Annotated in this window: 22 protein-coding genes; 15 read left to right on the plus strand and 7 right to left on the minus strand. The window is 48.9% G+C overall.

Features of this window, described 5'->3' with window-relative positions:
* Nucleotides 1-2: 2 nt before the first annotated feature.
* The gene (locus ACH5Y9_RS22845; protein ID WP_445367699.1) at nt 3-224 is read right to left on the minus strand and encodes a hypothetical protein; all 222 of its coding nucleotides are present in this window, start codon (nt 222-224) and stop codon (nt 3-5) included.
* 81 nt (nt 225-305) lie between these two features.
* Between ACH5Y9_RS22845 and ACH5Y9_RS22850 the strand changes: the two genes are divergently transcribed.
* Together ACH5Y9_RS22850 and ACH5Y9_RS22855 are read left to right on the plus strand one after the other, a co-directional pair.
* The gene (locus ACH5Y9_RS22850) at nt 306-1,025 is read left to right on the plus strand and encodes an RHS repeat-associated core domain-containing protein (RefSeq protein WP_445367700.1); all 720 of its coding nucleotides are present in this window, start codon (nt 306-308) and stop codon (nt 1,023-1,025) included.
* 1 nt (nt 1,026) lies between these two features.
* On the plus strand, nt 1,027-1,377 hold the full coding sequence (locus ACH5Y9_RS22855) for a DUF7668 domain-containing protein (RefSeq protein ID WP_445367701.1): 351 nt from the start codon (nt 1,027-1,029) through the stop codon (nt 1,375-1,377).
* A 138-nt stretch (nt 1,378-1,515) separates the two neighbouring features.
* Here ACH5Y9_RS22855 and ACH5Y9_RS22860 read toward each other — a convergent pair whose 3' ends face one another.
* The gene (locus ACH5Y9_RS22860) at nt 1,516-1,680 is read right to left on the minus strand and encodes a hypothetical protein (RefSeq protein WP_445367702.1); all 165 of its coding nucleotides are present in this window, start codon (nt 1,678-1,680) and stop codon (nt 1,516-1,518) included.
* Nucleotides 1,681-1,761: 81 nt separating this feature from the next.
* Between ACH5Y9_RS22860 and ACH5Y9_RS22865 the strand changes: the two genes are divergently transcribed.
* The 6 genes from ACH5Y9_RS22865 to ACH5Y9_RS22890 all read left to right on the plus strand — a co-directional run bounded on the left by ACH5Y9_RS22865 (nt 1,762) and on the right by ACH5Y9_RS22890 (nt 4,193).
* Nucleotides 1,762-1,896, plus strand: coding sequence for an RHS domain-containing protein (locus ACH5Y9_RS22865; protein WP_445367703.1), 135 nt, complete (start codon nt 1,762-1,764; stop codon nt 1,894-1,896).
* Between the two features lie 21 nt (nt 1,897-1,917).
* A complete protein-coding gene (locus tag ACH5Y9_RS22870) occupies nt 1,918-2,253 on the plus strand; it encodes an RHS repeat-associated core domain-containing protein (RefSeq protein WP_445367704.1) in 336 nt (111 codons plus the stop codon).
* A 21-nt stretch (nt 2,254-2,274) separates the two neighbouring features.
* Nucleotides 2,275-2,454 carry a hypothetical protein gene (locus ACH5Y9_RS22875; protein WP_445367705.1) on the plus strand — a complete coding sequence of 60 codons (180 nt, stop codon included), beginning with the start codon at nt 2,275-2,277 and terminating at the stop codon, nt 2,452-2,454.
* A 37-nt stretch (nt 2,455-2,491) separates the two neighbouring features.
* Complete coding sequence (locus tag ACH5Y9_RS22880; protein WP_445367706.1) at nt 2,492-3,082, plus strand: hypothetical protein; 591 nt, start codon at nt 2,492-2,494, stop codon at nt 3,080-3,082.
* 171 nt (nt 3,083-3,253) lie between these two features.
* Nucleotides 3,254-3,670, plus strand: coding sequence for an NTF2 fold immunity protein (locus ACH5Y9_RS22885; protein WP_445367707.1), 417 nt, complete (start codon nt 3,254-3,256; stop codon nt 3,668-3,670).
* Nucleotides 3,671-3,716: 46 nt separating this feature from the next.
* Complete coding sequence (locus tag ACH5Y9_RS22890) at nt 3,717-4,193, plus strand: SMI1/KNR4 family protein (protein ID WP_445367708.1); 477 nt, start codon at nt 3,717-3,719, stop codon at nt 4,191-4,193.
* Between the two features lie 50 nt (nt 4,194-4,243).
* On the opposite strand, the gene ACH5Y9_RS22895 is transcribed toward ACH5Y9_RS22890, so the two are convergent.
* On the minus strand, nt 4,244-4,468 hold the full coding sequence (locus tag ACH5Y9_RS22895; RefSeq protein ID WP_445367709.1) for a hypothetical protein: 225 nt from the start codon (nt 4,466-4,468) through the stop codon (nt 4,244-4,246).
* Between the two features lie 234 nt (nt 4,469-4,702).
* Between ACH5Y9_RS22895 and ACH5Y9_RS22900 the strand changes: the two genes are divergently transcribed.
* Entirely contained in the window at nt 4,703-5,158 is a 456-nt protein-coding gene (locus ACH5Y9_RS22900) for an immunity 26/phosphotriesterase HocA family protein (RefSeq protein WP_445367710.1), read from the plus strand.
* Nucleotides 5,159-5,289: 131 nt separating this feature from the next.
* On the opposite strand, the gene ACH5Y9_RS22905 is transcribed toward ACH5Y9_RS22900, so the two are convergent.
* A complete protein-coding gene (locus ACH5Y9_RS22905) occupies nt 5,290-5,571 on the minus strand; it encodes a hypothetical protein (RefSeq protein ID WP_445369931.1) in 282 nt (93 codons plus the stop codon).
* On the opposite strand from ACH5Y9_RS22905, the gene ACH5Y9_RS22910 reads away from it, so the two are divergent.
* The 6 genes from ACH5Y9_RS22910 (at nt 5,512) to tssJ (ending at nt 9,601) form a co-directional block, all read left to right on the plus strand.
* Entirely contained in the window at nt 5,512-5,640 is a 129-nt protein-coding gene (locus ACH5Y9_RS22910; RefSeq protein ID WP_445369918.1) for an RHS domain-containing protein, read from the plus strand. The genes ACH5Y9_RS22905 and ACH5Y9_RS22910 overlap by 60 nt on opposite strands.
* 81 nt (nt 5,641-5,721) lie before the next feature.
* Nucleotides 5,722-6,222 (plus strand): RHS repeat-associated core domain-containing protein, encoded by a 501-nt coding sequence (locus ACH5Y9_RS22915; protein WP_445367711.1) that lies wholly within the window; start codon nt 5,722-5,724, stop codon nt 6,220-6,222.
* A gap of 22 nt (nt 6,223-6,244) precedes the next feature.
* Nucleotides 6,245-6,922, plus strand: coding sequence for a hypothetical protein (locus tag ACH5Y9_RS22920; RefSeq protein WP_445367712.1), 678 nt, complete (start codon nt 6,245-6,247; stop codon nt 6,920-6,922).
* Nucleotides 6,923-7,309: 387 nt separating this feature from the next.
* Entirely contained in the window at nt 7,310-8,125 is an 816-nt protein-coding gene (locus ACH5Y9_RS22925) for a hypothetical protein (protein WP_445367713.1), read from the plus strand.
* 90 nt (nt 8,126-8,215) lie between these two features.
* Nucleotides 8,216-8,767: a hypothetical protein gene (locus ACH5Y9_RS22930; protein WP_445367714.1), complete on the plus strand. Its 552-nt coding sequence runs from the start codon at nt 8,216-8,218 to the stop codon at nt 8,765-8,767.
* A 327-nt stretch (nt 8,768-9,094) separates the two neighbouring features.
* Complete coding sequence (gene tssJ / locus ACH5Y9_RS22935; RefSeq protein ID WP_171697318.1) at nt 9,095-9,601, plus strand: type VI secretion system lipoprotein TssJ; 507 nt, start codon at nt 9,095-9,097, stop codon at nt 9,599-9,601.
* Between the two features lie 58 nt (nt 9,602-9,659).
* Here the strand turns inward: tssJ and ACH5Y9_RS22940 are convergent, their stop codons facing one another.
* Genes ACH5Y9_RS22940 through ACH5Y9_RS22950 form a run of 3 tightly spaced genes read right to left on the minus strand, consistent with a single transcriptional unit; the run spans nt 9,660 to nt 13,446 of the window.
* Nucleotides 9,660-9,947, minus strand: a complete 288-nt coding sequence (locus tag ACH5Y9_RS22940) for a hypothetical protein (protein ID WP_033159191.1) — start codon at nt 9,945-9,947, stop codon at nt 9,660-9,662.
* Nucleotides 9,948-10,007: 60 nt separating this feature from the next.
* A complete protein-coding gene (gene prlC, locus ACH5Y9_RS22945) occupies nt 10,008-12,047 on the minus strand; it encodes an oligopeptidase A (protein ID WP_445367715.1) in 2,040 nt (679 codons plus the stop codon).
* A gap of 34 nt (nt 12,048-12,081) precedes the next feature.
* Nucleotides 12,082-13,446, minus strand: coding sequence for an HDOD domain-containing protein (locus ACH5Y9_RS22950; RefSeq protein ID WP_445367716.1), 1,365 nt, complete (start codon nt 13,444-13,446; stop codon nt 12,082-12,084).
* Between the last annotated feature and the right edge of the window lies 1 nt (nt 13,447).

Below are 13,447 nucleotides of genomic sequence, written 5' to 3' on the forward strand. Positions count from 1 at the left end.
GATTAGCTACGAAGTCCTGAATCAGAAAGCTTCGTCCTCGTTCGGCCGGTAACCTGAGTGAAGAAAAACACGGAAAGACCGGCCAAATCGTCACCCGCTACCAATACGATGGCGACAACCGCCTGATCCGCGCCGAAACCCCGCAAGGGACCAGCGAATACTGCTACGACGCCCTGGGCCGGCGCATCGCCAAGCACACCGCGCAAGGCGAAACCCGTTTTCAATACGACGGCCCGCGCCTGCTGGCGGAAACCGATAGCCAGCGCAGCCGCACCTATTTATTCGAACCCGGTAGCTTCCGGCCCTTGGCGCTGCACGAACAGGACAACACCCAAGCCAGCAGCTCCACCTACCACTACCACCTGGACCATCTCGGCACGCCCAGGGAGCTGACCGATACCGATGGCAAAATCGTCTGGTCCGCCCGCTACCGCGCCTACGGCAACCTGGCCCTGGCTGATGTCCAAGAAATCGACAACCCGCTACGTTTTCAAGGCCAGTATTACGACCAAGAAACCGGTTTGCATTACAACCTGAACCGGTATTACGATCCTAATGCCGGGCGGTTTATTCATCAGGATCCGATAGGGTTGGAAGGTGGGGCCAACGTTTATCGGTATGCGCCGAATCCGATGAATTGGATTGATCCTTTGGGATTAACTTGCTCCGAAACACCGAACGAGACTGTTGGAAGCTTAAGGGCCGCAGGAAAGAAAGATGCGCATCACATTATTCAGGATGCCGCTGTGCGAGACCTACCGGGTTACAATACCAATGCAGCTCCAGGCGTGCAGCTCCCAGGACCATCGAATGTGTCAGGTACGCCTCACAACTTGGCTACAGCGGTTCAACGGCAGTCCGGAGGTGGAACATATGCTGCGGAACGCAGAATTGGTTACAAGGCATTGAGACGAAGCGGTATACCTGAAACGGATGCTCGCGCTTTGATTCGACAGGCAGACGACTATTTTCAAAGCATCGGTGTTAATCCAGACACCGTAACACGAATACCCGGGAACAGATAACATGGATTCTATTTTTCAACGAATTGTGGTCACGGTTAAACAGGTAGTTGAATGGCTGGTAACCGGTGATTTTGTTGCTATAGAGCGTTATACAAATGGTGAGCGCCTTACCGCGAATTTGATTTCAGAAGCAATATCCGAATATGGACATAAGTTGGTTATGCCTCCCTCTGATGCGTTTGATCAATTGGATTTGATAGAGGTGGTTGGCGTTTCACCAAGAAAATGGTCTGTTCGCTTTGATCTCTGGACGGAACGGGAGGGGCGGTCGGATTTGAGTCTTGAATGTACCTTAATTTATACCGATGAAGGATTACTGGCTGTCGAAGTCGATAATATCCACGTTCTCTAATTTTATTATTGCACTGACACTATTCAAACAGGACCGGAGATACGGTTAGCGCCAGTTTAATGGTAGACCTGGAAGTGCGCTGATTCGCTGCGAAGTCCTGAATCAGAAAGCTTCGTCCTCGTTCGGTCGGCACGTGATCTAAGAAAAACGCGGCAAGGCCGGCCAATCGTCACCCGCTACCAATACGATAGCGACAACCGCCTGGTCCGCGCCGAAACGCCGAATGGCACCGCCCAATACCGTTACGACGCCCTGGGCTGGCGCATCGCCAAACACAGCGCGCAAGGCGAAACTCGCTTTCAATACGACGGCCCGCGCCTGCTCGCAGAAACCGATAGCCAGCGCAGCCGCACCTACCTATTCGAACCCGGCAGCTTCCGGCCCTTGGCGCTACACGAGCAGGACAACACCCAAGCCGGCGGCAGCACCTACCACTACCACCTGGACCATCTCGGCACGCCCAGGGAGCTGACCGATACCGATGGCGGAATCGTCTGGTCCGCCCGCTACCGCGTCTAAGGCAACCTGGCCCTGGCCGACGTGGAAGCCATCGACAACCCCCTGCGCTTTCAAGGCCAGTATTACGACGCCGAAACCGGTTTGCATTACAACCTGAATCGGTATTACGATCCAAATGCCGGGAGGTTTATTCATCAGGATCCGATTGGGTTGGAAGGTGGGAATAACCTATACCAATATGTTTCGAATCCAATAAACTGGATTGATCCGCTTGGTCTCACGCCTACACCTTTGAATGCACCCGGCTACACAGTGTATGGTCTTTATGCTCCGGGGGCACAGATCCTTACTATATCGGGCACACGGTACAAGAGCCAGCTGTACGAGAAGCTCAACATGCCGATAAAGGCCGCCTAGGCGATGCTAGTTTGAGGCCAATTGAACTATACCGAAGCTAAGGGGAAAGAGCAGTTCTATCGTGAGCAATATAATACCAAAACAGGTTTTCCTGGCAATGTGATAGAGCCGATTGATAAGAGTAGAACAGATGACCGAGGAAAGTCACATATATCGGAATACGAAAAAGCGAAAAAAGCACATGGCAAGGGTGACTGTTAACGACAATAACAAATTGCCAATCAGAGAAAATATTAATATGAAACAACTGACAAGCAATGTAAAACCAGGTGATTTGTTCTATATCCCCGCTATTAATAAGGCGGAGGATTATGGTTTTGTTATAGCTCGATACATAGAGCTTATTCCTACGAATGTCGGTCATTTGATCGAGGTGTTTGAGAAGTTTTATTTGGTGCCGCCGGCAAATATTGAAAATGTCGATATCAGTCCACGATTATTCAGGCCAATTATGTGTTCGCTTAGATTCGCTGAAATTCCAAGATGGAAAGTGTTATTCAGTGATACTGGCTACGATAGAAGCAAATCCAATTATGAAAATATTACTTTTGCGTTTCATGATGATCTTTGGATAGTTGGAAAAGAAAAAATCAAACCTGCCTATAGTGGCCAATTGAATGAGTTTGAGGATTCTACCTGTTGGAGAATGTTCCATATTATATTTCGGGTCAATGCACATCTGGCAGGTATCTTTGGTCCCGATGAGTCATATGATTATCATCGTGTGCCGGCAAGCTTACGTGTGGATAATCCTGTCGCGAAAGAAAAGGTAATTGCCTTAGCAGAAGCATTGGACAAAAGTTTTAAACTTTGGGAGAAGGAGGCGTAAATACAATTACCTCGCAAGGCTTAATCTATTCAGCTCTGGGCAAAGCGTTGATTTATTAGATCTTTAACTATACCTCTGGTGGAACCCGGCCGACTAGCGTTGTCTATGATGTATTTGATACCAGTGGCAATAAAATAATGAGTCAAGAATTTTCAAATTAGGGGTAAAGTTGTGAGTGAAGATAGGTGTGATCATGCGATAAAGGTATTGCAAGCATTCATGAGCGAGATGTACCGCTGGGATGTAAAGTATTATGAACTTCTAGTTAATGCTCATGAAGCAAACAAGGGAGCAGCTAAACAAGAAATATCAGAGATATATAATAATTATTTAACTAAGAAAGAAAGGAAGTTTGGTCGGGAGGTGGCGTTAAATGCGTCAAGTCCCCCCGAATATGACCCAGATACTGAAATCATAGAGAAATGCGAAGATGTTGATGAAAAAAAACTCTTGATTTGTACAAAGCAGAGTGCTGGTTTTAAATTCGAATGCCGTTATACCCTCAGAAACATTAAAGACGAATGGCGGATTGATAAGCGTGAACGTTATTCCGTAGGCAAGAATAAATGGGTTGTCGAAACTTTCTAGGGCGATCTAATACAGTTTAGGGATGGTTAGTCCGTGTGGAACTGTTATGGTGTCGAAAATACCTTTTTCAAAGGGTGGATCGAATTTATCTCCGGAAGATATTGGAGATATTCAGCAACATTTGAATCTCGTTTTGCCGGAAGAATTGGTCAATCATTATTTAATACATAATGGCGGTATACCTTCAAACAGTTTTTGGATTTTGGAGGATGGCTGTTCTTTATGGGCAAAAAAATTTTTGCCTATGAAATTCCCGGTTGGAACCGAGCGGACTTTGGAAGATAGTTATTTACTGATGGTTGCAAAGAATGTAATGCCCAAAGGATTGATCCCGTTTGCCATTGATCATGGGGGAAATTACTTTTGCATCGATACATCTGGCGAAGTTTACTTTTATGCGGTTGACAGATGGGATGAAGCGCTGAATGACGAACAAAATCATGAGAAGGCAAAAAAGAAGTTAGGCGTGTCTTTTCAATTGTTTGTAAAGCAGCTTGTCGAAACTGACGAATTTGAAGATTAGGCCGCTTAGGCAAAATTAGCCGTATATTAGTCTTATCCAGGGAGACGTACTTATTTGTCGCCAAATCCCAAATCAGATAGTTTCTTCCTCGCCCGTGCGGCAACCTGATCGAAGAAAAACGCGGCAAGGCCGGTCGCAGCGTCACCCGCTACCAATACGATAGCGACAACCGCCTGATTCGCGCCGAAACCCCGCAAGGGACCAGCGAATACTGCTACGACGCCCTGGGCCGGCGCATCGCCAAACACACCGCGCAAGGCGAAACCCGTTTTCAATACGAAGGCCCGCGCAGCCGCCCTATCTATTAATCAAGAAGGATTTGGTCCTGCGATCCTTGATAAGTCCTCAACAAACAAAGCAGCCATAAGAGGTCGAGAGCAACAGCTAATTGACGCATATGGTGAAGCAAAGTCAGTGGGTGGGACTTCCGGTAACAAGATTAATGGCATTTCGCCCCATAATCCAAAAAAAGATTTTTACTTCGGTCAAGCTATAAAAGAATTTGGTGGATGATGAATAATAAAGTGTGTCGTAAAGAAGGTGACATTGTAAAAATAGATATGGGGGATGGAACATTCTGTTTTGGACGAGTTTTAGAAGAGCCGTTATTGGCTCTATATGGACTCAGAACAGACAGCATTCCTAGTTTTTCAGAAATAGAATCAGCACCTGTTTTGTTTAAGGTTTGGGTGATGAATTCCGCTGTGACCTCAGGACGTTGGCCCGTTATTGGAAATCAGCCGTTAGAAGAGAGTTTGCGACTGCCCGTTAAGTTTTTTAAGCAAGACCCTATAAGTAAAAAAATTTTTTTATATATAAACGCCCAAGAAATCCCCTCGACTAAAGAAGAATGCGAAGGCTTGGAACGCGCTGCGGTTTGGAGTCCTGAACACATAGAGGACCGTTTACGAGATCATTTTGCAGGGATTTCTAATAAATGGGTAGATTCGTTGAGAATTAAATAGCTTGGTGCCCAACTAGATACGATAGCGTCATCGTACAAAGGAAAGTGTCGCTAAGTCTTGAATCAAAAAGCTTCGCCCGCTTACCGCCGGCAACCTTATCGAAGAAAACTGCGGCAAGGCCGGCCAAATCGTCACCCGCTAGCAATACGATAGCGACAACCGTCTGATCCGCGCCGAAACTTACAAACGGCGTCAGCCAATACCGCTACGACGCCCTGGGTCGGCGCATCGTCAAGCATACCTAGCTGGGCGAAACCCGGTTTCAATACGACGGCCCACGCCTGCTCGCAGAAACCGATAGCCAGCGTAGCCGTACCTACCTGTTTGAGCCCGGCAGCTTCCGGCCCTTGGCGTTGCACGAACAAGACAACACCCAAGCCAACGGCGCCACCTACCACTACCACCTGGACCATCTCGGCACGCCCAGGGAGCTGACCGATACCGATGGCAGAATCGTCTGGTCCGCCCGCTACCGCGTCTAAGGCAACCTGGCCCTGGCAGATATTGAGGAAATCGACAACCCGCTACGTTTTCAAGGCCAGTATTACGACGCCGAAACCGGTTTGCATTACAACCTGAACCGGTATTACGATCCTAATGCAGGAAGGTTTATTCATCAGGATCCGGTTGGATTAAAAGGCGGTGCTAACGTTTACCGGTATGCGCCTAATCCGGTGAATTGGGTTGATCCGTTGGGATTAACCGGGAAAGACTGTAGCGGGGGAAGGTTACCTCAGGACGTAAATGTTAACCCGACACCACCCGCAGTTTTACCAACTAATAGGCCGATTGGCAGAAGTCCTACTCAAAATGCCGCCGCGCAAGCTGAAGTGCAAAGAATGCAGCAGGCAGGCTATAGAGATATTCGCGTCAATCAGCAGCAAGTAAATGCGGAAGGTGTGCGTGTTGGAACAAATCGTCCTGATGTTCAAGAAACTAGTCCTGCTGGTCAGCGCGAATATATTGAGTTCGATACATCCAGTTCTACACGCGGTCCGGCTCACGAAGTGAGAATACGAGCCAACGACCCATCTGGTTCAGTTGATCTTAGAACCCAAAATTAAACATATGATTGCGAATAGACATTTGGAACCCATCACCTCGTCGTGTGGACTGATTGATATGCCGTTAAACCAGGTTGTTGATGAGTTTATTGAATGGCAGCAGCCTATTTTGCAGCCCTTGAATAGTCGTCTGGAAATTGGCGATATAGTTGGGGGAGTCGATGTGGCTTTTCGATCACTTTTACCACTTACTTCCCCGGTTGCGACGAGATTTTTGTTCATGACGTCGAAGTCTGGTTGGACGGTATTTTTTGACAATGGATGGCGCGGAACCGATGCTGCTGGACCAATGGCTGTACTTGCTGGCAGATGTAGACGGCCAGCGCTACGTGTGGTCGCTCAGCGGCATACCATGCCGAGTATAGTGCTTCCTGAAAGTCGCGGTTATTTCGGCGCGTCAATTTTGGAGGTCTACAACGAAGATGGAACAGCCCGCAGAACTATTTTTGCGGCTAATGATGGTGGTAAGTGGAAGTTTGGACAGAGTGGTGAGCCGTTTGATTTCGAAGATATTTCTGTGTATTCGCGTAAGTCTCTGAAAGAACGGTTTACGATAGAGATGTTAGGTTCCTACTTGCGTTCGCTTGGTGTGGACGCTTTCGACAAGGACTGTTTTTTGTGTGACGAAACTTCGCCAGCAATTTTAATATCACGCAGAGGTGGGCTCCCACCAAATTTACAGGAGTATCAGTCCGCGTAGGTACTGTTAGCTTCAGCGTAATCGTAGGCTTGGAAGTGCGCTGATTCGCTGCGAAGTCCTGAATCAGAAAGCTTCTTCCTCGCCTGTGCGGCAGCCTGACCGAAGAAAACCGCGGCAAGGCCGGCCACAGCGTCACCCGCTACCAGTACGATAGTGACAACCGCGTGATTCGCGCCGAAACGCCGAATGGCAGCTTCCGGCCCTTGGCGCTACACGAACAAGATACCCTCCCAGGGTATCGCAGAAAATTAATAACATATTCAAAGTTAAAAAAACTCGGTATAAGCTCGCCTTAGAATGGACACGGCAGATTCTCATCTAAAAGAAAATGGAGTTAATAGCTGAGCGACCTAAAACCAATAAAGAGCGAATGAGGGGCGTAGTTGTATGAATGACGTAGATGAAAAAGCACTCCAGATATTGCGCAAGTATAATGTGACTCGCCCGGAAGATACTTTGCAAGCTGATTTCATATATGCAAAGGATAAAGGGCTAATGTTCGATAAGGAGAATATTGACCATGACGAAGCCGTCCGGGCTTGCTTTGAGATTTTTTCCGGTTGTCGCAAGGAACATGTTACAAATCTTTTTTTGGCTAGTCTTAGTACCAACAGACTTGATTATCGGAGTGGATTGGCGGCATATGCGATCATGCAGACATTTCCTCATCACCAATTTGACATGCTGGATGGGCACTATTGCAAATTGTGCTCCTATCCAAAGCAAAGGGTTGTAGATCTTTCCGCGCTTAACAATTTGCGCTTTTTTTGTGGTGGACTATTTTCTGGAAGTCCAGCGGAGATTAGTTTTTTTCTTTTGCAGCATCAAAAGTTGTCTGATGTATATCCAAATACTTTGGATTTCGAAATATTTGGAAACATTTTGCAGACAATCAGACGGGCAGAGCAATTAACTACAATTTCAACGCTTCAGAAGCAATTAAAAAGAATTCTATCTTTTAAAGCGACCAAGGAGCAGATAAAAGTTCTCCTCGAAACCCTTGGCTATTGTGGCGTTTTGCAAACACCAAGTCACCAAGGACTGTTGCATAGATATGTAAATATAAGTTTGGCTCCTAGAAAGACACGTAGTTCGGATTGGAAATACCCCGTGGATTTTTGGACAGGAAAAGATGGCGTGAATCGAGATAACTTTATGTATTGGTTCGGGCATTACAAAGAGCTGAAGCAGCAAATCAACTAGCCAATTATTCCGGGACAGCAACCTGAGCGAAGAAAAACCCGGTAAGGCCAGCCACGTCGTCACCCGACCCGGAAACAATGAGATCGAGAAATGGCTAAAAGAATCGTGTGGAAACATAATAATGTTGTCAGTCTTAAGCTTCGCGAGGACCTTTACTCGTTGGGGCAAATGTTGGGTCGAGCTACCATGCGGTTTTTCAATATTACTAGCGGCGATGGCAATTGGCATAATATTGATTTAAACGAAGTCGATCCAATATTTACGCTATTTATTGGAAATATCGTGTTACATAATTTGGCTGACAAAAAAGTTTCCGATAAAGATGTTAAGCCGAGCACTGCGTCCTGTGAACCATACTGGATAAAGCCCAAGCTTAATTTTGATGGAGGTTACCCCTTCAAGGGAGGGAATCTTATCGATATTGGTACGGAAGGGAATATCTGCACCACTGAGGGGCGAGTAGTGCAAGAAGACCTATCACTTCCAGCCGATAAGGAAATTATAGAGACATATCAATTGACGAATATGTGGGGTGATGTACATGTTAGAGATCGCCTGCTTCATTTTTTTGATACCGGCAAGGACGACGATTTTTTAAAGAAAAAAGTATTTCCTGGGTACGTGACAGAACATCCAGTGTAGATGCTGTTAGCGTAATCCTACGCGGTGACGTGTTGCCAAGTGTTGAATCAAAACGCTTCTCCCGCTACGGCCGACAACCTGATCGAAGAATAGCGCGTCAGCCGCTACCAATACGATAGCGACAACCGCCTGATTCACGCCGAAACGCCCAAACGCCGAATGGCACGACGCAATACCGCTACGGCGCCCTTGAGCCAGCGCAACCGCATCTAACCAAGTTGAAAAACTAGCCGACGCTGGGCGAGTAATTACCGGAAATGAATCCTTGTACTGTGACTGTGTGCCTATGGCAGAATGGCGTTAACTAATTTTTAAAGGGATAGTCGTATGTTGTTAGCCAGATTACTGCCAGTTTTTTTTGCCTCGTTGTTGGCTGCGTGTGCAGAGGTGCCTGAGCAACCGGCTCCGCCACCGCCAACAGTCGTTGAGCTTACGCTAAACAGCACCGCCTCAATTAACCCCGACGCCGACGGTAAAGCCTCGCCGGTAGTGTTAAGAATTTACGAATTGCGGGAGCAAAGTGGTTTTAACGGTGCCGATTTTTTTGCCATATTCGATAAAGAACAGGCTACTTTGGCCGCCGATCTGGTACGCAAACAAGAGTTGGTGATAAAGCCCGGCGAGAACAAATCCTTGCGGATCGAGCCGGCTGCGGATACCCGGGTATTAGGGTTTTTTGCGGCTTTTCGTAAATTGGATAATGCCGGCTGGCGCACTTTGACCGAGTTGAAGGCTCATCAGAACAATGCGGTGTTACTGAAGCTGGATGCCAATAGTCTAACCGTGACCAATACGCCAACGGAACCCGCACCCGCAGCACCTAAAGAAGATTAAGTGGGGAATAACGATAGGGGCTATGGGTTAGCTTTTAGTCCCTGAGCGTTTTAAGCAATTAAAAAACCGGCACCACCAGCACAAACACGAACGCGATTAAGGTCCAAATCACGATCTTGGTTTTTAAGGGCGTGTTGAACCACAGGGTTTTCAACGCAGCTCTCAGGGCTTGTGGGCGGTCTTCGGCGGCGCGAATGCGTTTAAGCGTACCTTTTAGCGTCAGGCTTTCCTGCTTTTGCTGTTCTGCGTACAGCAATTCGTCGAGCTGGGAATAAAACACGTCGCAACTCGGACATTTAAATGCCTCGCCCAACCTGGGCTGGCCGCATTGCGGGCAGTTTTTCATTTTCGCTCCTGAAAAACTCGATTGCCTTGATGACGAGCATCAAGGCAATCCAGGAAACATTTACGCGGCGATACCGTTATGTCTGAGCAGGGCGTCGATATTGGGTTCTCGGCCGCGGAAGTTTTTGAATAAGGTCATCGCATCGCTGCTGCCGCCTTGCTCCAGGATGTTGTGCAGGAAAGACTCACCTGTATCGCGGTCGAAAATGCCTTTCTCTTCGAACAAGGAAAATGCGTCCGCCGACAACACTTCCGCCCATTTGTAACTGTAATAACCGGCGGCGTAACCACCAGCGAAAATATGCGAGAAGCTATGGGCGAAACGGTTGAATTCCGGTACCTTGACCACGGCTACCTGGTCACGCACCTGTTTGAGGATGGTATAAATTTGTCCGCCCTTGGCCGGAGCGTAATCCCGATGCATCTTGAAATCGAATAGGCTGAATTCCAGTTGCCGCACCATCATCATGCCGGCTTGGAAGTTTTTTGCCGCCAACATTTTGTCGTACAACGTATCGGGCAGCGGTTCACCGGTTTGATAATGACCGGAGATTAAGCCCAGCGCTTCTTTTTCCCAGCACCAGTTTTCCATGAATTGGCTGGGCAGTTCTACCGCATCCCACTCGACGCCGTTGATGCCCGAGACACCGAGGTGATCGATCTGGGTCAACATGTGATGCAGACCGTGGCCGAATTCGTGAAACAGCGTTTCCACTTCGTCGTGGGTCAGCAAGGCCGGGTCGTTGCCAGTCGGCGGGGTAAAGTTGCAGGTTAAATACGCCACCGGTGTTTGTAGTGCATCGCCGACTTTTTTACGGCAGACGCAGTCGTCCATCCAGGCGCCGCCGCGCTTTTTGGCGCGGGCGTATAAGTCCAGGAAGAAGCGGCCGCGCAATTGGCCCTGTTTATCCAGGATTTGATAAAAGCGGGCGTCGGGGTGCCAGGTGTCGAAGTCTTTGATTTCGCTGATTTGCAAGCCATAGAGTTTTTCGACGATGGCAAACAGGCCGGGCACGACTTTGTTGTCGGGGAAATAGGCTTTCACTTCTTCTTGCGACAGTTGGTAGAAATGCTGGCGCATTTTTTCCGAGTAATAACCGATGTCCCAGGCTTGCAAGTCGTTTAGGCCGTGCTCGGCGGCAGCAAACTCTTTCAATTCAGTCAAATCCCGGCGGGCTTGGTGCCAGGATTTGTCGGCCAAATCTTCCAGAAACTTCACCACATCGTCGGTGGATTTGGCCATTTTAGTAGCCAGCGAATATTCGGCGTAGTTGTTAAAGCCCAGCAATTGGGCTTTCTCGTGGCGCAGCGCCAGGATTTGTTCCATCAGTTCGGAATTGTCCCATTGCCCGGCATGCGGGCCTTGATCGGAGGCTCGGGTGCAGAAGGCCTCATAATGTTCGCGGCGCAGTTCGCGGTTGTCGGCGTAGGTCATCACCGCCAGATACGACGGGAATTGCAGGTTGATCAACCAGCCGTCTTTGCCTTCCGCTTCGGCCGCTTGTTTCGCTTGCGCCAGGGCCGATTCCGGCAGTCCGGCCAAGTCTTCGATATGGGTGATCTGTTTATGCCAGGCGTTGGTGGCATCCAGCAAATTTTCTTCGTACTGGCTGGCTAGTTTTGATAGCTGTTGGTTGATGTCTTTGTAACGCGCTTGTTGCTCGGGCGGTAAGTCCACGCCGGATAAATGAAAATCGCGCAAGGCATTATTGACAATTTTTTGCTGCGCTTGGTCGAGTTTGGCAAAGTCCGCGCTGTCGTGGATGGCTTGGTAGGCCTCGTACAATGCGCGGTTTTGGCCGGTTTCGGTGGCATATTCGCTGAGTTTACCGAGGCAGGCATTGTAAGCATCGCGCATCGCTTCGCTGTTGACTACCGAATTCATATGGCTGACCGGCGACCAGGCTTTGTTGAGGCGATCCTCGGCGGCTTCAATCGGTTCGATCAGGTTTTGCCAGGTGTAAGGTCCGCCGGCTGCCAACTGCCGGGCGATGGTTTGTCGAGCGTCGCTAAGCAGCTGATTGATCGCAGGTTCCACGTGTTCGGGCAGAATTTTAGAAAATTGCGGCAGTTCGGTGTTTTCAAGCAAAGGATTGGTCATGTCGGTAGCCAGTCTGATATGAATATCGGGATGATTAGGATAATAAATGCATGGCGGCGTTGACCCGGTTTTGGGCTTTTTTCAACACCATCAAGGAAAAGTCAGGGTTCAGTTTACCGTGATTTAGTTTGCTGTAAGCCGGAATCGAGTTGATATAAGGCAGATCCCGGGCATTGCCGGAACCGAAATAGCTGTGCAATTTGGCGAGGATGACGATGTCGGTCATCGTTAGTTCCGGGCCGCTGTCGTACAGCCAGTTTTCTGCTTGATGCGGAATGTTGCCCAAATGTTCGGGAAATCCGAGGGTATGCAGCATCAGCACTCCGACCGGGCCGCGTAAATAGGGCAGCGCGGTTTTTAGTTCCTGAAAGCTGGGGCCGCCGTCGGGAAATTGTTCGGCAAAATGCAGTAAGGGAATCGCGCCGATGTCGGCAATCAAACCGCCCAGCAGGGCGTCCTCCGGGTTGATGTTGCTGCACTCCTGTGCCAACACGAAGCTTAAACTTGAGACATATAGGCTGTTTTTCCATAATGTCTGCATGCCTTTCATGAGTTCCGGGTCGGTGCAGCTGAATAATTGTTTCATACTGATGCCCATCACCAGATTCCGCGTCGCATTCAGGCCGATGCGGGCTACCGCGTCATGGCAATTGTTGATCGGTATTTCTGTGGCATACAAGGGGCTGTTCGCCACCTGGATTAATTTTGCCACGATAGGCGGGTCCAGTTGAATAATGTCAGCGGCCCCACGGATACCGATGTCCTTTTGCACCGCATCTTTCAGTTTCAGTGCTACGTCAGGTAAGGATGGCAGGCGGAGTTTGTTTTCCCGATAGGCTTGGGCGAAGCTGTTGAAGAAGCGGCTGCCGTTAATCGGTTCTGGCAGTTGAATATCGACCAGTTCCACGCAATTGGCGCTTTCCTGACTTTTATCCGTCCACAAACGGTTGAGTTGGATAGGGATTTCCAAAATGCGCACATCGCTGAGCGCCGTGGCGGTAGCGCCGCAGCGGCTACCGCTGTTCAGCGGCAGATTGGCTAACGTGGAATCGGCGTCGATTTGATAGCGGCTAGCACTATCCGGCTGCATAGACAGTTGTCCGGCCAACAAATACAGGACGCTGCTGGTCGGTTGCCCCAGGGTAAAAATAATCGCCCCCTTGGCGTAGGCCAAACTGAGATGCGGCAATGAGCTTAAGGCGGTGTCATCCAGATCACGCAAGGGAGCGAATTTTTTCAGTTGTGCGACTGTAAGAGTTTGCTGATGGGTGGTGTTGGGTTTGGATGCCGCGCTGTCGGTTGGCTGACTATACGGGCGTTCAGCGCCAGGTGTCACTGCTCTCGGGGTGGGCCTTTTGGCGGCGGTATTTTTTTCCAGTAGCTTGGAAAACCAGTTCATC

The sequence above is a fragment of the Methylomonas sp. BW4-1 genome (genome assembly GCF_052474385.1).